This window comes from Paeniglutamicibacter terrestris (assembly GCF_012271785.1).
Classification (GTDB): domain Bacteria; phylum Actinomycetota; class Actinomycetes; order Actinomycetales; family Micrococcaceae; genus Paeniglutamicibacter; species Paeniglutamicibacter terrestris.
Genome location: NZ_JAAWVT010000004.1, coordinates 24,004 through 45,454, shown reverse-complemented (window position 1 = coordinate 45,454; position 21,451 = coordinate 24,004). Strand labels below are relative to the sequence as shown.

The 21,451-nt window shown below is 58.5% G+C and carries 18 protein-coding genes; 11 read left to right on the top strand and 7 right to left on the bottom strand.

Annotated elements, in window-relative coordinates:
* Window positions 1-123: 123 nt before the first annotated feature.
* Window positions 124-1,368 (bottom strand): exonuclease domain-containing protein, encoded by a 1,245-nt coding sequence (locus tag HED64_RS09875; RefSeq protein WP_168151841.1) that lies wholly within the window; start codon window positions 1,366-1,368, stop codon window positions 124-126.
* Window positions 1,369-1,546: 178 nt separating this feature from the next.
* Here HED64_RS09875 and HED64_RS09870 point away from each other — a divergent pair, with 178 nt between their 5' ends.
* Window positions 1,547-2,800, top strand: coding sequence for an APC family permease (locus tag HED64_RS09870; protein ID WP_168151840.1), 1,254 nt, complete (start codon window positions 1,547-1,549; stop codon window positions 2,798-2,800).
* A gap of 9 nt (window positions 2,801-2,809) precedes the next feature.
* Here HED64_RS09870 and HED64_RS09865 read toward each other — a convergent pair whose 3' ends face one another.
* Window positions 2,810-3,481: a response regulator gene (locus HED64_RS09865; protein WP_168151839.1), complete on the bottom strand. Its 672-nt coding sequence runs from the start codon at window positions 3,479-3,481 to the stop codon at window positions 2,810-2,812.
* 110 nt (window positions 3,482-3,591) lie between these two features.
* On the opposite strand from HED64_RS09865, the gene HED64_RS09860 reads away from it, so the two are divergent.
* The 3 genes from HED64_RS09860 to HED64_RS09850 all read left to right on the top strand — a co-directional run bounded on the left by HED64_RS09860 (window position 3,592) and on the right by HED64_RS09850 (window position 6,143).
* Window positions 3,592-3,774: a hypothetical protein gene (locus HED64_RS09860; RefSeq protein ID WP_168151838.1), complete on the top strand. Its 183-nt coding sequence runs from the start codon at window positions 3,592-3,594 to the stop codon at window positions 3,772-3,774.
* Window positions 3,775-3,832: 58 nt separating this feature from the next.
* Window positions 3,833-5,089, top strand: a complete 1,257-nt coding sequence (locus tag HED64_RS09855; RefSeq protein WP_168151837.1) for a histidine kinase — start codon at window positions 3,833-3,835, stop codon at window positions 5,087-5,089.
* A 430-nt stretch (window positions 5,090-5,519) separates the two neighbouring features.
* Window positions 5,520-6,143: a malonic semialdehyde reductase gene (locus HED64_RS09850; protein ID WP_168151836.1), complete on the top strand. Its 624-nt coding sequence runs from the start codon at window positions 5,520-5,522 to the stop codon at window positions 6,141-6,143.
* Between the two features lie 76 nt (window positions 6,144-6,219).
* Here HED64_RS09850 and HED64_RS09845 read toward each other — a convergent pair whose 3' ends face one another.
* Both HED64_RS09845 and HED64_RS09840 read right to left on the bottom strand, forming a co-directional pair.
* Complete coding sequence (locus HED64_RS09845; RefSeq protein WP_168151835.1) at window positions 6,220-7,386, bottom strand: hypothetical protein; 1,167 nt, start codon at window positions 7,384-7,386, stop codon at window positions 6,220-6,222.
* Window positions 7,387-7,456: 70 nt separating this feature from the next.
* Window positions 7,457-10,837: a DEAD/DEAH box helicase gene (locus HED64_RS09840; protein ID WP_168151834.1), complete on the bottom strand. Its 3,381-nt coding sequence runs from the start codon at window positions 10,835-10,837 to the stop codon at window positions 7,457-7,459.
* Window positions 10,838-11,228: 391 nt separating this feature from the next.
* Between HED64_RS09840 and HED64_RS09835 the strand changes: the two genes are divergently transcribed.
* Together HED64_RS09835 and HED64_RS09830 are read left to right on the top strand one after the other, a co-directional pair.
* Window positions 11,229-12,506 (top strand): NAD(P)/FAD-dependent oxidoreductase, encoded by a 1,278-nt coding sequence (locus tag HED64_RS09835; RefSeq protein WP_168151833.1) that lies wholly within the window; start codon window positions 11,229-11,231, stop codon window positions 12,504-12,506.
* 387 nt (window positions 12,507-12,893) lie between these two features.
* Entirely contained in the window at window positions 12,894-13,679 is a 786-nt protein-coding gene (locus tag HED64_RS09830; RefSeq protein WP_168152107.1) for an SDR family oxidoreductase, read from the top strand.
* Between the two features lie 115 nt (window positions 13,680-13,794).
* On the opposite strand, the gene HED64_RS09825 is transcribed toward HED64_RS09830, so the two are convergent.
* The gene (locus tag HED64_RS09825) at window positions 13,795-14,649 is read right to left on the bottom strand and encodes an SDR family oxidoreductase (protein ID WP_168151832.1); all 855 of its coding nucleotides are present in this window, start codon (window positions 14,647-14,649) and stop codon (window positions 13,795-13,797) included.
* Window positions 14,646-15,275: a uracil-DNA glycosylase family protein gene (locus tag HED64_RS09820; RefSeq protein ID WP_132364439.1), complete on the bottom strand. Its 630-nt coding sequence runs from the start codon at window positions 15,273-15,275 to the stop codon at window positions 14,646-14,648. The genes HED64_RS09825 and HED64_RS09820 overlap by 4 nt, the downstream gene beginning before the upstream one ends.
* A 347-nt stretch (window positions 15,276-15,622) precedes the next feature.
* Between HED64_RS09820 and HED64_RS09815 the strand changes: the two genes are divergently transcribed.
* The 5 genes from HED64_RS09815 to HED64_RS09795 all read left to right on the top strand — a co-directional run bounded on the left by HED64_RS09815 (window position 15,623) and on the right by HED64_RS09795 (window position 20,994).
* Window positions 15,623-17,254, top strand: coding sequence for an AMP-binding protein (locus HED64_RS09815; protein WP_245325900.1), 1,632 nt, complete (start codon window positions 15,623-15,625; stop codon window positions 17,252-17,254).
* Between the two features lie 177 nt (window positions 17,255-17,431).
* Window positions 17,432-17,941, top strand: a complete 510-nt coding sequence (locus HED64_RS09810) for an SH3 domain-containing protein (protein ID WP_168151831.1) — start codon at window positions 17,432-17,434, stop codon at window positions 17,939-17,941.
* Window positions 17,896-18,843: an SH3 domain-containing protein gene (locus HED64_RS20045; protein ID WP_342590697.1), complete on the top strand. Its 948-nt coding sequence runs from the start codon at window positions 17,896-17,898 to the stop codon at window positions 18,841-18,843. The genes HED64_RS09810 and HED64_RS20045 overlap by 46 nt, the downstream gene beginning before the upstream one ends.
* 390 nt (window positions 18,844-19,233) lie before the next feature.
* On the top strand, window positions 19,234-19,581 hold the full coding sequence (locus HED64_RS09800; RefSeq protein ID WP_168152105.1) for a LexA family protein: 348 nt from the start codon (window positions 19,234-19,236) through the stop codon (window positions 19,579-19,581).
* 138 nt (window positions 19,582-19,719) lie between these two features.
* A complete protein-coding gene (locus HED64_RS09795) occupies window positions 19,720-20,994 on the top strand; it encodes a Y-family DNA polymerase (RefSeq protein WP_168151829.1) in 1,275 nt (424 codons plus the stop codon).
* On the opposite strand, the gene HED64_RS09790 is transcribed toward HED64_RS09795, so the two are convergent.
* On the bottom strand, window positions 20,991-21,425 hold the full coding sequence (locus HED64_RS09790) for a hypothetical protein (protein WP_168151828.1): 435 nt from the start codon (window positions 21,423-21,425) through the stop codon (window positions 20,991-20,993). The genes HED64_RS09795 and HED64_RS09790 overlap by 4 nt on opposite strands.
* Window positions 21,426-21,451 lie beyond the last annotated feature (26 nt).

Here is a 21,451-nt window from a genome sequence, read left to right as displayed (position 1 = left end):
ACATCGTCATTCCACACTGTTGAACCTCTGGATGATGCCTGGAACCAGAGCATCGCAGTTGATGGCTTGAGCATACTAGCGCGCTCCGGCCGATGGTACCGGGGGAAGAAATTTCTGGTTTCTTTAGGGAGAAATGTTGAGGATTTGGTTCCACAAGAAGTCTTCGCCGACGACTGGAATGCCGTAGGCGCGGGCTTTGCGTGCCTTGCCCGATAGGCTGTCCGGATCGGCCGCGACGAGTAGCTTGACCTTCTTCGTAACGGCCGAATGGGGGATGTATCCCGAGGATTCAAGTGCCGTCTCGATGGTGCTGCGGGGTTGGGTCATGTCCCCGGTGAGGACGATTAGGTCGCCGGGTTTGAGTACCGTCCGCGGCGAAGCTGCCACGACGGAATCGACGGCGCTGCGACGTGGTTTTGTGCGAGAAGCGACTTCGAGTTGTGCTGGGGGAATCCGAAGCAGATGGGCAATGGTTTCTAGATCCTCGAGTTCTCTTATGGTGAGAAGTCCATCGTTCCATGCGGTTGCTGCCACGGATGAGAAGTACCGGGAGTGCAGTTCGATGACGGTCGGCCGGCTAATCTGCAGCTCATCGGCCAATGCGATCAACGCTGATTGCTCATGTGCCGAGAGTTGGCGATCCAGGAGCGCCCGGTCCAACAACGCCAAATACTCCTGATGCTCAGTTGGTCCGCTGATTTCGGGAAGCCGATCAACAACTCGATCAACAAAATGAACTTCCTTGGAATCGGAGGTAGACCTATGCGTGGGTTCCAGCAGCTGCCGCGGAGGATTAGGAACCCACATGGTCTGAGCCGCTTCGTTGAGCAGAAAGTCCCAATCGCCCAGGTCGGGGTCCAATTCCATGTATCTTGCCAAGAGCACCGCGGTAGCTTCGGCATCGTCCCCGGCACTGTGAGCATGTCGCAACTCGATGCTGAAGGAATCGCAGCAGTCTTGTAGGGAGCGCCCGGCGCCCGGGAGATATTCATGGGCCATCTGCATCGTGCATAAACCGCGGGGTAAGTAGAACTCTGGAAGGGTGAGCCCAGCGCGACGGAATTCAGCGTCAAGGAAGCGGGCATCGAACCCGAGATTGTGCCCGACGACAATAGTTCCAGACAGCCGCCATTCGAGTTCTGAAGCGATATCCATAAACCGCGGAGCGCTGAGGATATCTTTGGCTCGTATGCCGTGGATAGATTGCTTGCCCAGATCGCGTTCTGGATTGATGAGGGTTTCCCAGCGGTCCAAGACTGTGCCAGAACGGTCCATGGTGATGACAGCAATTTCCGCGATGCGGTCATGATTACCAGGAAATAGTCCCGTGGTTTCGGTGTCAATAACTGCAAAGTGCCCCAAGTTCATCGATGTCCCCGTTCCATTCCAGAATTCAACAATGCCCTCTGATCATAAGTGGATTGGCACTGCCCGGGGCCGAGCGCCAGCTGGGGTGTGAACAATTCCCGAGGACTCATACCGGGCATATCAATCATTCCGTGGATCCCGTTGCCTTTCGTTAACCTAGCTCCGGTAAAAGGAGAGGATGCTCGGTAATAGTGAAGAAACTGTCGGACCCAAACTTCAACGTCGATTGGGCACCTCTGACGCGGTCATGATCGGTCTCGGCGCGATGGTCGGGGCCGGGCTGTTTTCAGCGTTTACACCAGCCGCCGCAGCGGCAGGTTCTGCGCTTCTCATCTCGCTAGTTCTTGCCGCAGCTTTGGCGTATGCCAACGCTCGCTCGAGCGCCCAGCTCGCGGCTCGTTACCCGACTTCCGGCGGCACGTATGCTTACGGGCGAGAGGTCTTGGGGCAGTGGCCGGGCTTCATCGCTGGCTGGGGATTTGTTGTCGGGAAAACAGCTTCTGCAGCAGCCATGGCGCTAACCTTTGCGACATATGTGGTTCCCGATGCGTGGGTCAAACCAGTGGCCGCAGCTGCAGTGCTGCTGCTGGTGAGCGTTAACTATCTTGGTGTCACGCGAACCGCCGTTGCCGCACGCATCATAGTTTCGTCAGTGCTGGCTCTTTTGGCTGTGATCGTGGTGATGATTCTGGCTGGCGGACATTCGGGGCCAGACTATGTACCAGGGGCCGGAACAGGAATTCTCGGAGTGTTGCAAGGAGCAGGGCTGCTGTTCTTCGCCTTTGCTGGTTACGCACGCATTGCGACACTTGGTGAGGAAGTTAGGAACCCACGAACGGCAATTCCCCGTGCCATCGGGATTGGGCTGGGAATAGTAGTGGTGCTCTATGCAGCGGTGGCCGCGGTGTTGATTAATGTCTTGGGACCCGGAGGGATCGCCCAGAGTACTCGACCGTTGGCTACTGCATTAGGTGACTCGTGGGCCTTGCCGTTGGTCCAAATCGCTGCGGCGCTGGCGTCTCTGGGTGCCCTTTTAGCGTTGATAGCCGGATTGGGGAGGACCGCGATGGCCATGGCTCGAGAGCGCGATTTGCCTCATGCGTTGTCCGCCATCCACCCTCGTTTTTCAACACCGCACCGAGCCGAACTCGCCGTTGGAGCGGCAGTACTACTGCTGATCGTCTTCTTCGATTTGGGCACGGCCATCGGGTTCTCGTCCTTTGGGGTGCTGGTGTATTACTTGATCGCCAACATTGCGGCGGTTAAGCAGCCACGCGGTGAACGTTTGAATCCAGTCTGGCTGGGGGTCGCCGGAGCTATTGGCTGTGCAGTACTTGTGGTGACGCTTCCGACGAGTGCTGTCATCGGCGGTACTGTCATGTTTGCTTGTGGCATCGGATATCGATTGATCCGCTTACGGGCCCTTGGCTGACTCGGCCGCCTAATCCATGTGCAGTTCAACAAGTCCGAGCTGGGTGGCGCGGATCAAGACTTGAACCCTGTCGCGAACGCCGAACTTCGCCATAGCGCGGCTCAGATGAGCTTTGACGGTTGCCTCGGAAAGGTGCAGCGTGGCGGCAATCTCCGGATTATTCAAACCCCTCGCTAGCAATCGTAGAACTTCTAGCTCTCGGTCCGACAGTGCCATCGTGCCATGACGATTGGAATTATTGGCCTTGACTTCATGCGCGTCACGAATCGCACGAATAAGGTCCTGTGAGACCGAAGCAGAAATGGCCGCGTTTCCATCGTGTACCGCCTGAATGGCTCCGAGGATCTCCGTTGGTTCAGCGTCTTTTACGAGATAGCCGGCTGCGCCCGCGCGCAGGGCGGGAACGAGGAATTCCTCGGAAGAGAAGGCCGTGATGGCCAAAACTCCGATGCCAGGATAATTGGTTGTAATGATCCCGGTGGCTTCCACGCCGTCCATGCGTGGCATCTGCATGTCCATCAAAATGACATCAGGGGAGTTTCCCACGCAGAAATCAACGGCCTCAATTCCATTAGTGGCTTCCCCCATCCAGTGGAATCCGGGGGCGGCCTCGATGATAATTTTCAGGGCTTGGCGCATGAGTGGTTCATTATCGACTACAAGAATCTGGATATCTGTCACGTTTTGAGTCTAATGAACTTCGCTCACCGGATAGTGGCGACGGGCCTGTCATAAAGAATTCATTGAGATTTATCTGTTGACTTTGAGAAATAGGTGCAAGAATGAGCAACATGACGCCAAAAACTCGCATTCTCGCTGCTGTAACCATGTCCTTGGCCTTGCTTCTTCCTGCTGCCATTCCCGCCCAAGCAGCGGGAGCACAAGGTCTATCGCTCCCAGTTGCCTCACCGGCCGGTGCTTCGGATGCCTTCAATGACTGGATGTGCCGCAACCTCGGGGCCCTGTGCCGCTGATTTCTTTTAGAAAGTAGAGCTCACAGACATGCGCCCTACTTTCCGACAGAATGGGGTAGTGAAACTATCTCGTTCTCCACTGACCGTAAATGAACCTTCGTCCGCGCCGCTAGGGCGGACGATTCTTCTCATCGCCAGCGGTATTGTTGCTTTGCTGCTCGTCACTGATGTGGTGAGCTTGCTCAGCGAATCTGATCCTGCCGAGCTAAGAGTTCGCGCGACGGAGGTCATGGTTAGCGGGGCTTTCACTTTGGCCTTGGGCCTGCTGTGGGTAAGGACTCGAATAGCTGTCGTAGCCTCAGTGCTGGCCATGATCTTGGCGTTGCTCGTCGGCAAGTACCTCTTTTCACTTTTGGTTGTTCCGCTTCTTTTGGGCTTGGTGACGCTGACCCAAGCCCGAAAGTTCTCTTTAAGATATTTTTGCCTGACGTTGGCTTGGTCGATTTCCATCGTTGTGGTGCGGTCGTACGATGTGGGATTCATTATTATCATGATCCCGTTGTTGTCCGCTGCTTACTTCGTTGCGCTTTTTGCACGGAAATATCAGGAGCAACGCGAAGCTGACCGGAAGCGCATCGAAGACCTGCGAATCAAGCAACAAGAAGCCGTTGATGCAGAGCGCAAGGCCATCGCGAGGGATCTTCATGACATCGTCGCGCACGACATCACCGTCATTTCCATGCAGGCCAAGGCCGCGGGATTCTCTGGTGATCCAGCGGTGGCCCAGGCGGCCCTGAAGGTTATCGGGGCAACGTCAAGGGAAGCGCTGCAGGATTTGCGGGTCATGCTCAATGTGCTGCGCAAGGACGGCCCCGCCACGCGTGTGGATGGATCGCTCGTCGATTCGGCGGGAAATGCGGCCAGCAGTCTGGAGATCCTGATTGGTGTTGAGGTTTTTGCCGAACGTTTGATGGATCTAGGGCATCCCACCGAAACCAAGGTTGACCCTAAGCTTGCATCGCTGCCGCAATCCGCGCAGACGGCGTTGTATCGTGTATTGCAGGAATCCACGACAAACATCGTCAAGCATGCGGAACCGGATGCCCCTTGCCGGATCGAAGCGTTGGTTGTCGGAAACCGCATTTGGCTGGAAATTGCCAACACGTTGCCTCGACTAAGCACAGATCAAGGCTTTGGCGACGGTGAGCACAGCTCGGGGATCGTTGGAATGGCCGACAGGATGGCAACTTTCGGGGGCACGCTTTCGGCCCAACGTGTTCGCGGTGATTGGGTTGTGCGCGCGGAACTGCCCGCAAGTACGCTGGGAATGAGCAAGGGGCACCATGCGGCACAGTCAGGTGGGCAAAGTAGTTAGTGAGGTTACCTCACCAACTATGGCCAATAGTCTAATGTGCTGTACTGCCGGTGCGGATAGTGTTGTTACTAGATCGGCGGCATAGCCGATTGGTGGAACCCGGAAATGTTTTGCGAGTGGCGTTTCTAGGTACCACCTCCAGCACGCCAGACGACGCCAGTCCCGCTGACCAAGCCCCCAAGTTGGTCAGCACTAGGGGAATCGTGTCAAATGCTTTCCCCCAAGGAGCATTTGACGCCCGAGATTCCTGGTAGTTTCTACCCCCAAGGGAAGCTACCTTCGGCGCCGTCGGGCGTGCTGACGTTTAAGCACCTTCAGCCGAATTCGGATCGAGTGATCCGGTTATCTGCTCTAGCGGGAATGAATTGGTCTTGCCAAGCGGTTAGCCATCAGGAGATGACTACCGAATCCCGCATGGAGCACAACATAAATGAGCATTGAAGCTGTCACGAACGTGTACGACCAGCTAGTTATCGACAAGGACACGGCAGACAAGCTGTTCCTTGAAGCCCGCACAGCCAATACTTTTTCGATCGACGAAGTCTCCGAAGAGACCCTTGAAGCCATTTACGAGCTCACCAAAATGGGCCCGACGATGATGAACAATCAGCCGCTGCGCATCACCTGGGTCAAGAGTGCAGAAGCCCGCGAGGCTGTTGTTGGTCAAATGATGGAAATGAATCGGCCCAAGTCCCTATCTGCACCCGCGCTGGCGGTGTTGAGCTATGACGCCGATTGGCACGAACAGTTCCCCGTGTTCTTCCCACACGCGGCCGAACGCAAAGCGATGTTCGACGGAGATGCCACGATGCGTGCCGAGATCGCCAAGAACAACGCATGGATGCAGGCCGGATACTTCATCATGTCCGTCCGCGCCGCAGGCCTGCATGCCGGCCCCATGGGCGGATTTAACGCAGCTGGAGTGGACAGCGTCATCAACGAGGGAACAGCTAACCACGCCTTCCTGATCGTCAATGTGGGCACTCCAGGCGAAAACCCCTGGTTCGACCGGTTGCCGCGCCTTGACACTGAAATGGCCACCCGCAGCATCTAGGTACCTGAACCTAACATCGTCGGGCGGAGGACGCGTATCTGCGTTTCCTCCGCCCGACGTCGTTAAGGACGAAGGGCTAGGCCAGAATCTGTTCGGCCACACGCGTCAACGCGCGTTCCAAAGAAGCTCGAAGCACGCGTGGCACTCGGATATGCTTTCCGATTCTTACCAACCCTTCAGCCTCCATGGCACGCAACAACGTCTGTGCGGCAGGAACCGTCTTTTCAAATAGTGGCTGGAGGTGTTCTTGTTCGGGTGCCAATTCACCGGGTGCGGGAATCGAGAACGCTGCTTCTGTCCGCGGCGGGTTGGCCGATCCAGCCTTTCCGAGCAGTGCCGCTGACATCTGGGTGACCATGTTCCCGTGCTTGGTCTCCACGCCGTTGAGCAGCATGTGAGCATAGATGCCTTCGGCCAAAAGATCCTTGACACCACGGGCGCTGAACCCAGAGTCGGCATTCAACGCGTCGGCGACGGCCGGGGTGGGTACAGCCTTCTCTTGCTGTTTAGTCAGCAGGCCAGCGCGCAATAGTGCATCCCAGTAGGCACCAACCTTGGGAAGCTGCTCGATGGAGGCGATGGCCGTTCCAGCTTCCGGAATCCAAACCGCTGCCTCCGTGGCCGTAGCATCCAGACTGACCTCCAGGCCAATGGCTGCGGCAGCTGCCACGAGGTCAGCTTCCAATAATCCCCCGTTGGGTTGGACTTCGCGGCCCTCGCCGACCCACTCGAGTAAGGCTCGTGCGGTGTGAACCATCGGCAACTTGGCCCAACGTTCGTCCGCGCTGGCATCGTCAAGTTCCGGAACTTGCACGGGGGATTGCCCGCCCTGGGCGGTGATGAGGTCAAAGACCGCCTGGAATTCCTCGACGGATCCGCTCCAACGCCCGCTCTCGGCGAGAAAGAGCACAAACTCGCGCAGCATGCTGGCGCAGGTCACTGCTACTTCGTCGCCGATCGACCGCAGATCCTTGAACTGAATCGCCAGCGCATCATGGTTCAGCTCGGACACCGCCACCTTTTCGCGCAGCCGAGCGTGCACCGTCAGCAAGGTGACCAGCCCCTCGATTCCCGCTTCCGTGTCGGCGGGGGAGTGCTGCTGATTGAAGTACGCGCGCAGCGCCGCCATGTAGGGCAGCATGGCCCCGCGAACTTGGTCTTCAAACTTCGAGGCCCCGGCACTGGGATTGCGGGCGGGGTGCCCTGCATGGGCCTTGTTCTTGGCAGACTTTGCTTTTGACATGTCTTTACCGTCTCCCTCTAAATGGGTGCAATCATTGGATTTATGCTGGGGGTGGTGCTGCTCGTAGGTGTTAGTCGGCGAAGAGCGAGCGCACATCATCGGCGCTGATCGCGGAGGCGAACGCCGCATCATCGTCAAGCACCGCGGTGAAGAGCTTGGCCTTTTTGTCCTTCAACGCCATGACCTTTTCTTCGATGGTGTTCTTGGAAACCATGCGGTAGACCATAACGTTGCGCTTCTGCCCAATGCGGTGGGCGCGGTCAACGGCTTGGTTCTCCGAGGCCGGGTTCCACCACGGGTCCATGAGGAAACAGTAATCAGCCTGGGTGAGGTTTAGACCGAAGCCGCCGGCCTTCAGCGAGATCAGGAACACCTGAACCTTGCCGGAGGTAAACGATTCGATAACCTTGGCACGCTTGGTGGTGGAACCATCAAGATAGGCGTGCTCGATTCCTGCCGCGTTGAGCCGATCACTGGCCTTGGTGAGGAAGGAAGTGAACTGGCTGAAGACCAGGGCATTGTGGCCCTCGGAGGTGAGATCCTCGAGTTGCTCAAGCAGGGCATCAAGTTTGCTGCTGGGCACCGAGGAGTACTCGTCGTCGATGAGTGAGGCATCCAGCGAAAGCTGGCGCAGTTTGGTGAGCGACGAGAACACGGCGAAACGGTTCTTGTCCATGTCTTCGAGCATTCCCAGCACCTTCTGGCGCTCGCGCTGCAGGTGGCGCTGGTAGATCACTCGATGTTTGGGGCTGAGATCAAGCTCAAGAACCTGCTCTTGTTTCTCCGGCAGGTCGGTAGCCACCAATTCCTTGGTGCGGCGCAGCATGAGCGGACGGATGCGGCGGCGTAGGCGCTTCAAGGCCTCGTCGTCTCCGTCCTTCTCGATGGGTTTCCGGTAAGTCTCGTCAAAGCGCTTAAGCGTGGGGAAAAGCCCCGGCGCAGCAACGGCGAACAAGGACCAAAGTTCCGATAGATTGTTCTCCATCGGAGTGCCGGTGATGGCCAGCTTGAAGGGTGTGGGGAAGTCGCGGGCCTGCTTGGCCGCCTGAGTCGCCGGGTTCTTCACGAACTGCGCCTCATCGAGGATCAACCCCGAGAACTTGGTGGCGGCGTATTCGTCCTGATCGATGCGGAACAGGCCGTAGGAGGTGATGACGATATCCACAGCTGCCGCGATATCTTGCAGCGGGACACCACCGCGGCGGACCGTTTCGGTGATGTAGATGCTGCTCAGCTCCGGGGCGAAGCGTCTGGCTTCGGCTTCCCAGTTCGAAACGACGGAGGTCGGGGCGATGACCAAGAACGGTGGCATCGGTCCCGTGGACTCGTCGTGGTTGTCCTTGGCATGTTGGATCAGGGCCAGCGTCTGCAAAGTTTTGCCCAGTCCCATGTCATCTGCGAGCACCCCGCCGAGTGAATTGTCGTAAAGGAAGGAGAGCCATTCAAAGCCCTCGCGCTGGTATGGACGCAGCGTGGCATTGATGCCAGCCGGCACCGGGGCATGCTCGACGGTCAAGATGTTCGTCAGTCCCTCGGCGGACACCTTCCACGCTTCGGAGGCCTCCACGTTGGTGGCGATGTCTTTGAGGTCCTCCCAAAGAGATGCCTGATGCTTGGAAATTCGTATGCTTCCGTCCGCGGTCGCATCCGAGAGGGTGCGCGCCTCCTCGATGAGCCGGCGCAACTGCTCGTATTCCGGGCGGTCCAGCGCAAAGTACTTCCCGTCGGGCAGCATGAGGTATTGATCCGCGTGCGCCAGGGCTTGGAACAGCTCGGTGAACGGAACATTGTTCCCATCGATGCGTACCTCCACACCAAGATCGAACCAGTCATTCGATTCGGTGTTTTCCGTGGAGATGGTGATCAATGGGTCGGCCGTGAGTTCCTCATAATCCGCGGGCACACCCTCGACGGTGACTTCCAAATTCTTGATGCGACGCAGGGCGGGCAGCGCGGTGTTGATGAAGTGTGCTGCCTCAACTCCGGTCAAGGTAACGACGGTGTTCTTGGCAACGGCATGGTGCTGCGAATTTGTGAACACCGAGTTGAAGGCGCCCGGGAAGTCGGCCATGGCGGCGCTTGCCTCGCGCTGCAGCACCATTTCGGCCTTGGTGTTTCGCTCGATGCCGGCAGTGGGCTGCGCGCGCAAGGGTAGGAGAGTGTCGCCATAGGAATAGCCCCAGTGCAACTCAAATCCGGGAACGGAGGCCTTGTCCTCCTTGCGCTTACGCGGCGTCTCGGGGCTCCACAAGACGTGCCTAAGCAGCAGCTGCATGGTGGGTTCCATCGAGGTTGGAACCTGAATGGAGTGGTCAACTGAGGAGAGCTCGGAGGCCTTGGCTAATTTAGGAAGGTATTCCTGCTCAAAGTTCTCCCGAGCGTTGGCCGGGATGAGTACCTTTTTGTCCGTGCCGAGCAGGCCGGTAAGAATCGGAGGAATACGTGCGCGGGTCGGTGCCAAATTGAGGTTCACGTGTTTCATGCCCTCGGTGGCGCTCCACCAGAAAACTCCGTGGTCAGCGACGCTGCCGATAAAGTCGGTATTGAAGTCCGCGGGAAGTATGTCAACGAGGGGACGGACGCGAAGCTTCTTGCCCTCGGTGAGAACATCGGTCCTGATGGCGACGGGCTCGTGCAGCTTAATGGTGGATTTTGCCGATGGTCCACGTAGTTCGATGCCGAGCCCGGCGGCCGAGCGCAGATGCTCCCACAACATGGGGGAGAGGAAGTCGCTGGCCGAGAGATGGGTGCCGTTCCAGGCGGTAAATGAGTTTAACTGCAATAGTGCGCAGAACCATTCAATATGGTCCGGGTCGTAGGCAAAATCGAAGGGCAAAACCGGGATGCCGCCGGTGCGGGTGTAGCGAAAATGCTGCCATGCGAGATTGCCGGAGACCCAGCGACCCTTGTCATTAAGCTGGACGGGGCGGAGCACCAACTCAAGCTTTGAGGTGTGCGGAATTTCCCCGCCCTTGATCTTCGCTATCGCTGCGGCCTGATACCGGTGCAGAGTCCTTGGGCGAAGCTCAAACTGAACCCCTAGTGTGCGTTCTTCGAGGTTTTGCTTCTCGGTGCCGTCTTCACCCATCAGTGAGAGCAGGGTTCTTTCCCAAGGGGCCCGTGGATCGACTTCCTCGACTTCGGTGGATCCGCCCCACATGTAGGCCAAGAGTGCAGCCGCAGCATGTTTGCAGTTTGAGCCCACGGGGCAGGTGCAAATGCCGTGTTGTGGCATCAGGTAGCCGTCGCGGATTTGGGAGTGCACTGCCGTCCGGTAAATGTTTCCGCCCGCTCCGAGGACGCTGGCTCGTACGATGCTCATCGGTGCGATCCAGTCAACGTCCAGAACCCGGCCCTGAGTCGCGTAAGCTGCGCCGCGATCGAGGCTGAGGGGGCCGACCAGATTTCGAATCAGGGTGGTCGACGAGATCATGGGTGCAGCAGAAGACATGCAATCAGTCTAAAGGGGTGCGCCCACGTTACAGCCCTTTGTGCCGTCGCCGTGGTGCACACCATGGTTGCGACTGTTTGGTCTGCAGCCTAGCGGGCTGGAAAACGAAAAAACACGCTGCGGGAGAACTAGCTTCAGCTCTTGCTCTTCGAGCCGAATGGATCGAGGATGAAGGTGGGATAACACCGCGGTGTAACGGGTCAGAAATCAGCGCGTTACATGTCTTATTGTAGAAACTGCGGCTAAATCAGGTATTTGTTGCAGTTATTGCAGATCGAGTGTTGTTGTGTCGTGAGTCACCGATGAAAAGTGAACTGGCGTTGCATCGCATCAACTTCCCGGCCAAAGTTGAGATTAGATATTTGAATTTTCTTGAACGGGAGAGTGGATTATGGCCAGCACAGCAACGCCAGAACATGTAGTTATTGTCGGTGCAGGCTTCGTCGGTCTGTCTGCGGCTTGGTACCTGCAAGAAGAGGGCGTTAAGGTCACCGTGGTTGACCGTGGCGGCGTGGCTTCGGGATCTTCGTGGGGCAATGCTGGTTGGCTCACCCCGGCGCTGACCTTGCCAATTGCCGAACCGTCGATCTTCACCAACGGCTTGAAGATGATGTTCGACCCGGCCTCCCCGCTCTACATTCCGCTCAAGGCCGACGCCAAGCTGCTGCGTTTCCTGGTGGGCTTCGCGTGGCACAGTACCCCGAAGAAGTGGCAGGAAGCCATGCGCGTCTACTCGGAGATCGGGACCACCGGTCTGGATGCCTTTGACGAGATCGCCGAAGGTACCGGCGCGGGCCCGGGAGTCGCTGAAAAAACCAAGTCGGCCGACCCGTTCCTGACCGGATTCAAATCATTGAAGGACCGCGAAGTCCTGTTGCACGAATTCGAGATGATTCATAAGACTGGCGGCAACGTCGAATTCGACCTCCTCACCGGAGACGAACTGCGCGCCATCGAGCCGACTCTCTCCGATGATGTAGCTGCCGGCGTCGCCATCAAGAATCAACGCTTCCTTAATCCGCCGAAGTACATGGAGTCCCTCGCCGAATCTGTGGTGGCTCGCGGTGGCGATATCGTTGGCGCCTTCAATGTCACCGATATCCGTGACAACGGCACCTCGGTGACCGTCATTGGTTCCGAGGGTCGCGCGATGACCGCGGACCACGTGGTCATGGCCACCGGAGCCTGGATGAATGACCTGACAAAGAAGTTTGGTGTCAACGTTGTGGTGCAGGCCGGCCGAGGATACTCGTTCACGGTTCAGCCCGAGGTCATGCCGACGCATCCGATCTACTTCCCGTCCCAGCGTGTTGCCTGCACCCCGTTGGGCGATCGTTTCCGCATTGCGGGCACCATGGAATTCCGCGACGTGAACCATCAGTTGGAACCCAAGCGCATCGAGGCCATCGTGGCTGCCGCGGCGCCGGTTTACAAGGGCATCAATTGGGAGAACCGCAAGGAGGAATGGGTTGGCGGTCGTCCCTGCACCGCCGATGGTCTGCCGCTGGTCGGCGCCACTCGCTCCCCACGCGTTCATGTGGGCGGCGGCCATGGCATGTGGGGCGTTGCTCTGGGTCCGCTCACTGGCAAGATGCTCGCCGCCGGGATCGTCGGCAAGGAAAAGCCGGCCGTGGCGCGACACTTCAACCCACTGCGTAAGGGCTTCTGAGCCACTCTTTTGTCAATGACGTGACGAGGAGCCCCAAAGGTTGGTGCGGAGGTGATTTCCGCGCCGTTCCTTGGGGCTCCTTTGACTTCACGACTGTTGACACAAAATCTGAATCTTAGCGGCCGTGGTTCTTCTGTCGCTCGGATCTGAAGCCTCGAGGACGGAGGGCGCTAGGGTCGATTGTGGTGCCGTCCGAACGAGGAAGAGCTCAATACCGTACGTAGCACTGGTTTCTAGAAATTCCATGCCTCGCGCTATGGGTGAAAGCGGCGGAATGCCAGGATACTGAGGAGTAACGTCGGGATCATGAAGGGATCGTCCGTTGGGGATGAGGGCGGGACAATCGGTCTCGGCCACCCATGGACTCCCGAGAAGGGTCAGCTCTCCATGAGAACGTACGTCGTCACAGGATCCGCTTCTGGCATCGGTGCTGCAACCGCCGAATTACTTCGCGAGCGCGGCCATAAAGTTATCAGCGTGGACCTTCGGAACGCCGAAGTGAACGCCGATCTTTCCACCGCAGCCGGACGTGCAAGCGCCATTGCCGACACTTTGCTTGCCAGCGCTGGAAAGATCGATGCGGTCATCGCCGCAGCAGGTGTCTCCGCACCCAAGGCGTTCACCGTCGCGGTCAACTTCTTCGGTGTAACGAGCTTCCTCGAAGGTCTGCTGCCCGCGCTCTCCGCATCGTCCGCCCCACGGGTTGCCGTCGTTTCCTCGATGGCTTCCCTGCAAGCGAATTCCGAAGCGCTGGTCGAGGCGCTGATGTCCGGTGATGAGACCGAAGCTCTCCGCATTGGTGGCGAGCTGGAAGCTGCGGGACCGCGCGCCGGCTACCTGAACTACCCATCATCGAAACGCGCGATTTCCCGCTGGGTCCGCCGCGAATGCATCACCGAGGCATGGGCGGGTGCAGGAATTCCACTTAATGCGGTGGCGCCCGGCACCGTCATTACCAATATGACCCGTGAATTGCTGGCCACCGAAGAGGGCCGCAAGATGGCGGACGACAATGTGCCGATGCCGCTGAACTACCACTCCGAGGCCGTGGTGATTGCCCGCATGCTGGCCTGGCTGACGAGCGAGGAAAATACCCACGTCACCGGTCAAACGATTTACATTGACGGCGGCGCGGACGCAACGCTGCGCGGGGACGACATCTGGTCAAAGTAGTACCCAGTAATCATGATCAACACCCGCGAGCTGTGGTGTGCACCTACCCTTGGGTGAGTACCACGGCTCCCGGGTGTTGGGCGTTAAGCCATCGGGTCATCGCTCCACTGCGAGGTTAAGGGTGGCGTACGCCGTGGCCGCCCAGCACGCTCGCATATCCTTCGCGGTAGCTCGGGAAGCTGAACTCGAAACCGGTTGCCAGCAGGCGTGCGTTGGACAAGCGTCTGTCGCCTCCCCGGTTCACCGTGGCGGCGCCGACTTGAGGTTCGGGCAGCCCGAGTTGGTGTGCCAAGAATGTCTGGACCTCGGATAATTCGGCGGGTTCATGATCTATCCCCAGGTAGAGCTGCGCCGGGGTATTCTCCATGGTGCAGAGGTGCACAACGGCGGCGGCGGCATCGTCGCGGTGGATCCTGTTGGTCCACACTGAATGTTCGGGTTTACGGGCGGCCCCGGTTTTTACCTGGTTGATCAGGTAGTTGCGCCCCGGACCGTAGATGCCAGCCAAGCGAAGGACGATGGCAGATGGGGAGAATTGATGCAGCAGCGTTTCTGCCTCGGCGAGGATCTGTGCCGTAGCGGTGCGCGGGGCAATCGGGGTGTCCTCGTTGACCCATCCGCCATTCGCATCGCCGAATACGGCGGTGGAGGAGACCATGAGCAAACGCCGGGGGGTAACTCCGTCGCGCTCCAGCGTCTGGATGAGGCGGCGCGTTGCTTCTAAATACGTGCGGCGGTAAGCTTCTTCGCTGCGTTCGGGCGCCGCGGGAGTGAAAACTATGACCTCGGTGTCGGCATCGATCCGGGGCCATGTGGCGGCATTCGTGCCCAAGTCAACCCGCGCGCTGGCAAAGGTTGAGGGGAGTACTTCGGGGCGGCGGCGCCACGCTGTGACGTGGTGGCCTGCGGCCTGAAAGCGGAGTCCGACCTCGGTGCCGAGGTCTCCGGCACCGAGGACGAGTACCTTCACTTTGCTGCTGGACGCAATCCGGCGCGCGCCATGGCGTCCGTGTAAGCGGCAACCATTTCGTCGAACCATGCCTGCTGCTTTTCTGCCGAGCCTAAGAAGGCGCGATCAGCGGTGGAGCGGACTTCGTAGATCTTGATGCCACGCTGGTTGATGACCTGCTGGCCACCTGCCTTGATCCAAGCCTGCACCAGGCGCTTGGCCTCGGTGCCATGGGCGATGATCGCTGAGGTGCGGTATGCGATGCGCATGAGCTCCTTCAGCGGTCGGATACCCGCCTTCACCTGATCGGGCGTTAGCTTGGTGCCCCCCTCGGGTAGTTCCCACGGGAAGACATTCCACGGGATACCAAAACGCGGCTCCAGCCCGGCAGCCTCATAGACTGCAGCAAGCCGTGCCGCGGTGGGATCGTCGTTGCGCAAAGACAGGAAGCCCGAAGACGTTCCGGGGCCCGGCGCGATTTGCAGGGAAATAACCCGAGCTTCATCTACGTCGTGCACTGGGTCGATGAGCGGAACCCGGGAACCGGGCTGCTGGTCCTGCAGCTTGCGACATAACGCAGTGAGTTCGGCGACGGAATCGTCCTCCACCTTGCTCAGCTGTTCTTCAAAGTATTCAGATTGGCTCATTATTCACCTTTCGCCCTCTCGTTGAGCCTACGCCGATTATGGTCGCGGCGCATTCCGGCGGGCAGTCGCGCCGATGGATCGAGATAATCTTTCTGCCGTTCACCGACCGAGATGCGAATTCGTGGCCCGGTGTCATGGGTTTTTGGCCTCTCTTTGCGAGATCCGTAGGCGGATTTTGAACGGCGAAATGGATCGAATATGGCATTTGCGGCCTAGGAAAGGCCCTCATACCACAACCAATTCGGAACTCGGTGTCCGATTGTGAAACGCAGTTTCAGCCTCTAGTCTGGAAATGACGGTTGTATCGCGCGTCACACGAAAAGCGAGTCTCCCGCAGGGGATGGATCATGATCGGAATAGAGGACTACATGGATGTGCAGCCACTGGCCAACTACTCGGAGCTGACGCCGCTGCGATTCCTGCAACGCTCCGTGGAGGTTTACCCGTCCAAGGACGCCATCGTCCATGGCGCGAGGACCTATAGCTATGCACAATTCGGTGCTGAGGTTCAAGCGTTCGCGAAGGCGCTTGCCGCTCGAATCAAACCGGGAGATCGGGTGGCGGTGCTGGCTCCCAACATTCCCGAAATGCTTTTCGCTCACTATGCTGTCCCGCTTGCGGGTGGCGTCCTCGTGGCCCTGAATACCCGGCTCTCCGCCCGAGAGCTGGGCTACATCATGGAACATTCGGGAACAAAGATACTTCTTGCCGACTCCGAGCTGCTCGCCGCAACCGTTACGCTGCGCTCGGAGATTCCAACCCTCGAGGCTCTCATTGAGATCCAGGATGCGGAGTTCACCGGCAGCCGGCCAGAGGTAGCGGTTGATGGCACCTATAGCGACTTCATATCCGCGGGTACCGGGGCGGATCTTGACTATGCGATTGCCGATGAGCGCGCTCCGATCACGCTGAACTACACCTCGGGGACCACTGGCAAACCCAAGGGTGTGCTGTACTCGCACCGCGGCAGTTACCTGAATTCTCTGGGGGAGGCCTTCCACCAGGGCTTCGATGCGCACACGCGGTATCTGTGGACGCTGCCGATGTTCCATTGCAACGGGTGGTGCACGCCCTGGGCTGTCACTGCGGCGGGCGGCACGCACCTGTGCCTGCGCGGTGTCCGCGATCAGCCGGTGTGGGACGCGATTGATGATCTCGGCGTCACCCACCTCTGCGGTGCCCCGACCGTATGCTCCATCATTGCCGACTCAACCCGGGCCCACGCGCTGGAGCGCGGCATCAAGATCACCACCGCCGGGGCGCCGCCCTCCCCAGCAATCATTCAAAAGCTGCAAAAGCTGAGCATCGACGTGGTCCACGTCTACGGTCTCACCGAGGTCTACGGTCCCTATACGATCTGTGAGTATCAGGACGCCTGGGACGATTTGGATCAAGAGGCCAAGGCGCAGAAGGTCTCCCGGCAGGGCGTGGGCATGGTTCAGGCAGAATCGGCGCGCATCGTGGATATGGATATGAAGGATGTGCCTGCCGATGGGGAAACCATGGGTGAAATCGTGCTGCGTGGCAATAACGTGATGATTGGCTATTACCGCGACGACGAAGCCACAGCCACCGCGTTCGCCGGAGGGTGGTTCCACACCGGGGATTTGGGTGTGATGCATCCCGATGGCTACATTCAGCTCAAGGACCGGGCCAAGGACATCATCATTTCCGGCGGTGAGAATATTTCGACGATTGAGGTCGAGCAGGCTATCGCGAGTCATCCGGAGGTCCTGGACGTCGCGGTGATCGGTGTGCCGGACGAAAAATGGGGCGAAACTCCGGTGGCCTACGTCATCCGGGCCAGCGGATCCGACGTTGATGCACCAACTCTGCAGGCTCATGCCCGCACCCAATTGGCGGGCTACAAGGTTCCCAAAATTATCAAGTTCCCGCAGGATTTGCCGCGTACTTCCACCGGTAAGGTGCAGAAAAACGTGCTGAGGCAAAACGCTTACGCGCCGGAACCGAGGACCTAGAAACCGCGTCAACCCAGCCGAAACCGAACATTAGGCGGGTTGACGTGGTGCTATTTCTACGCAGTCACATCCGTGACACCAGCAACATTAGCCACATAGGGTGTACCCAGCACGAGTACTTATCCGCAGGAAATAGGCGACTCCCCCGTCTCCTCCTTGGCTGAAAGAGTAGATACCATGCGTCCTCAACACGTTTCGTTGAAAATCGCGGTGGCCACCTTTGGTGCATCGATGATCGTTGGAGGCTTGCCGCTGGCAGCCGCCGAGCCGGCACCGGCGATGAAGCCCTCCCTGGAAAAGATCCGCGCGAAAATATCAATGACTCCGCGCACGCGCAGCGTCACCATCACCCAAACCACCGATAATTTGAACCTGCGCCAGAAGCCGGGTGCCCAGCACAAATCTTTGGTAGTCCTGAAGAAGGGCGCCATTGTTGCCCCGACGGGAAAAACTTCCGGACGTTGGCGGGAAGTGAAGATCGGCTCGCTGACCGGGTGGGTGAGTTCGGTCTATCTGACCTCTCGAACCAATGCAGCTCCGGCACCAGAAGCCAGCACTGGACTGCGAACCACTGTGAACCTCAATCTGCGACAAAACGCGGGTGCCCACTTCACCTCGCTGACAGTGCTCCCGAAGGCACCGTGGTCTCTCGGACGGGGGACATTAAGGGCGCTTGGTGGGAGGTAAAGGCAGGCTCGGTCACCGGGTGGGTGAGTTCTCATTACCTCACGGGCTCATCGGACAGCGCTCCAGATCCTTCTCCTGATTCGCCTCCCGATCCGGAAGCGGTCGCGGGCGCCGACCGCTGGGTGGACGGAACTCAGCCAATTTATGCGAAGGCGTCGTTGACCTCTAACCGTCTTGCGGTTCAAACAGGTGGGTCCAAGGTTCGGCTGATCAAGAGCACCGGAGCATGGTCATACATCGATACGACAGCGGGTCACGGATGGATCCCCGTTTCATCGCTAGTGGCCAATGAGCCGCAAGGGTCGGGTAATTCCACCTCGTATCGCTGGACTGCTTCAGCCGCTAACGTTCGAACCGGCCCAGCGCTCTCGTACGAGTCGCTGGGACTTGTCGCTGGGAATGAAAAAGTTTCCTATCTGCAATCTTCCGACGGCTGGTCGAAGGTGGCCACTTCGAAGGGGACCGGGTGGATTAAGAACACGTTGCTGAGCAGTGTTGAGTACCACGCGCCAAAGCAGCTGCAGCCCATGACTCGGTCGATGGTCAAGGAGGTGCAAGGTCGCTTCGACGCCAGTATCAGCGCAGTCGGCGGATCGCGCGCCGGTTCCACCGGTCATAGCTCCGGACTGGCTGCCGACTTCATGATCAAGGACTACACCTCGGCCTCGGGTATCGATGCGGGCGATGCCATTGCCGCGTACTTGGCGAAAAACCATGAGAGGTTGGGCATCAGCTATTTGATCTGGCGCGATCGACTGTGGCTGGCAGAAGATGGCCAATGGGGTCCCTACTCAACCGGAGGCTGGGGCAAAAACCTGGAATCATCACGCGGGTGGAACGCAACCACCAAACATATGGACCACATTCACGCGGAAATTTCACCTTCCCGGGCCGACAAATAATTCGCTAACCGCACGTGGCGCCGGGCCCAAGGAATCCGCGACTCAGGCGCATTAAGGTGCTGCGCCCGTGTAGATCTTCCCCGGGGCACGGCCGCCGTTCGACGGTTAGGCCGATGCTCCGGATTGCTGCTGGATGCCGGCGTAGCTCCGTGACTTAGTGGGTGACGGGGCGGCTACTTGATCTAGAATCACGTAGTGTCCGGGCACGGATATGCCGCGCATTAATCCTCACGGGATGGGGTAGCGGGGATTACCCGTGTGCGCTTCCGCTGGTAGGCTGAGTATCGAATCTTTGTTCTAGAAAAGGCGGTGCTCGTGTTCGGAACAGATTTGCCGCAGCCACAGCCGCCCTCGCCCGATTCACAAGGTCCGGTCGGTGCCGTAGAGGCCATGGGGTTTCCCTCTCCGGCGCGAGATTACTACAACGGTGGAATCGACCTGAACCGCCTCCTCATTAAGGACCGAACGTCCACTTTTCTCATGCGCGTCGCCGGCAATTCAATGGCCTCCGCGGGGATCAGCCACGGAGACGAAGTCATTGTGGATAGAGCCCTGGCGCCACGCGATGGATCAGTGGTCATTGCCATCCAAGACGGAGAACTGGTGATCCGCAGGTTGGTAGAGTACCGGGGCGCCCTCGTCCTCGTCAGTGACGAAGTGCCAGCAGAACAGGCAGAAGCCGTCGCCGAAGAGACCATCGTGTGGGGCGTCGTCACACGATGTTTGCACCATGTGTAGGAAATCAGTCATCGCGCCAACGCGTCGTGGCGTACCTGCCAGAACTTGTGCCGGCCAGCCTCATCCGAGCGACACCACCGTGGCGGCGTCGGCTACAGAGGTTCCACTTGGATTACAGCGTTCCTTGGCGAGGACATCATGAGCGAACGAATTGCGTTGGTGGACGTTAATAACTTCTATGTCTCCTGCGAGCGGGTCTTTGACCCCAAACTCGTCGGCCGACCGGTTGTTGTCCTGTCCAACAACGATGGTTGCGTTGTGGCGCGCTCGCAGGAGGCTAAGAGCCTAGGAATTACCACCGGTGCACCTTTTTTCCAGGTCAAACAGTTCATGCAAAGTCATGGCATGGTCGTGCGATCGAGCAATTATGAACTCTATGGGGACATGAGCGCCAGGGTCATGGAAGTGCTCTCGCGCTACGGGACATGGCAAGAGGTTTACTCCATCGATGAGTCGTTTATCGGTGTTCAAGGTAATCCCGACCAGCTCGGCAAATTAGCGACAACTATTCGTGCCGCCGTAGCCCGCAGCGTCGGGGTACCGGTGTGCGTGGGCGTTGCGCCCACCAAAACTCTGGCCAAGTTCGCCAACCACGTCGCCAAGCACAATGCCCATCTTGGTGGGGTATGTTCCATGGATTCCATGGACCCACAGCTTGTTGCGGACATCCAATCCAGGGTTCCGGTCACGGATCTATGGGGCGTCGGCTCGCGCACCGGAACCCGGCTCGCCGGGTTGGGCATCACCAGCATCGCTGACCTCAAGGCCGCCGATGTTACTGACATTCGCAAGAAATTCTCCGTTGTGCTTCAACGCACCGTGCTGGAACTTAACGGAACACCGTGTATCGCCCACAATGAGGAGCGAGCTGACAAGCAGCAAATCATGTACTCACGCTCGTTTTCCAGCCCGGTGCGAACCATCGAGGAGATGGTTGAGGTGATGTCCATTTATGCCCAACGCGGTGCCTCCCGATTGATGAACGACGGTCTCTGGGCCACACTGCTCACCATCACCGCTGGCACCAGCCGCTTCGCCTCCGGAGAAGCGTCATTTCCCTCGATCACCCTCAAACTTCCCGCGCCCACCCAGGACCCGATTCTGCTGACCCGGCTGGCCGTCGGGGCCATGCGGGAAATCATGCTTCCGGGCGCTTCCTACGTACGCGGAGGGGTCATTCTCTCCGGATTGCAGCCCGAACCCGAACAAGCGGTCTTTGGAATCTTTGACGCCGGATCGGATGAGAAACACGTTGGTGATGTGCTCGGAGCGGTCAAGGCCCGGTTCGGGAACAAATCAATTGGCTTAGGCTCTGGGGGACTAGCCACGGAACCCGGATGGTCGATGAAGCGAGACTATTCCTCGCCAAAGTTCACTACCGAGTGGGCTGAGATTCCGGTCGTGAAGGCCTAGTTTTCACGGTCATGAGCGGGGGAGCAGGTTTCCTCGGGGCAGCCCTGCCACGTTTTAGAAAAATGCGCCACGATCTGAAGACCGCGCTCAAAAGCGTACCTTTCGGCGGGGTGGCCATTCATGGCGGTCGCTGAATGGCGGATGGCAAGGAGGAAGAACTGGCACACAGATTCGTACTTCCATAGGTCCATCGCCGTATCAATGACTTCGTTATGGGTCATGAAATCGGGGTCATCAACCACATCGTGAGCAATCGCGGCGACGATGTCCCTATCTAGAACATGGTGCCGACCGCAATCGCACCATTCGACGCCCCGCGATGGAAGCTGCCAAATATCTGATTCGTGATCAAGCTCGGCCGGTTCTTTCGGGGAGTCGGCCGGGAACCCAGCAATGAATTTTTGGTTGTTAGACAGCGGCGAAGTTTCCACGGTTCCTCCTTAAAATGCTCTTGGGC

Excerpts from the sequence above, each read along its gene's own strand:
- HED64_RS09875 (WP_168151841.1), bottom strand. The coding sequence starts at position 1,368 with ATGAACTTGGGGCACTTTGCAGTTATTGACACCGAAACCACGGGACTA.
- HED64_RS09870 (WP_168151840.1), top strand. The coding sequence starts at position 1,547 with ATGCTCGGTAATAGTGAAGAAACTGTCGGACCCAAACTTCAACGTCGA.
- HED64_RS09860 (WP_168151838.1), top strand. The coding sequence starts at position 3,592 with ATGACGCCAAAAACTCGCATTCTCGCTGCTGTAACCATGTCCTTGGCC.
- HED64_RS09850 (WP_168151836.1), top strand. The coding sequence starts at position 5,520 with ATGAGCATTGAAGCTGTCACGAACGTGTACGACCAGCTAGTTATCGAC.
- HED64_RS09845 (WP_168151835.1), bottom strand. The coding sequence starts at position 7,386 with ATGTCAAAAGCAAAGTCTGCCAAGAACAAGGCCCATGCAGGGCACCCC.
- HED64_RS09840 (WP_168151834.1), bottom strand. The coding sequence starts at position 10,837 with ATGTCTTCTGCTGCACCCATGATCTCGTCGACCACCCTGATTCGAAAT.
- HED64_RS09835 (WP_168151833.1), top strand. The coding sequence starts at position 11,229 with ATGGCCAGCACAGCAACGCCAGAACATGTAGTTATTGTCGGTGCAGGC.
- HED64_RS09830 (WP_168152107.1), top strand. The coding sequence starts at position 12,894 with ATGAGAACGTACGTCGTCACAGGATCCGCTTCTGGCATCGGTGCTGCA.
- HED64_RS09820 (WP_132364439.1), bottom strand. The coding sequence starts at position 15,275 with ATGAGCCAATCTGAATACTTTGAAGAACAGCTGAGCAAGGTGGAGGAC.
- HED64_RS09815 (WP_245325900.1), top strand. The coding sequence starts at position 15,623 with ATGATCGGAATAGAGGACTACATGGATGTGCAGCCACTGGCCAACTAC.
- HED64_RS09810 (WP_168151831.1), top strand. The coding sequence starts at position 17,432 with ATGCGTCCTCAACACGTTTCGTTGAAAATCGCGGTGGCCACCTTTGGT.
- HED64_RS09800 (WP_168152105.1), top strand. The coding sequence starts at position 19,234 with ATGGGGTTTCCCTCTCCGGCGCGAGATTACTACAACGGTGGAATCGAC.
- HED64_RS09795 (WP_168151829.1), top strand. The coding sequence starts at position 19,720 with ATGAGCGAACGAATTGCGTTGGTGGACGTTAATAACTTCTATGTCTCC.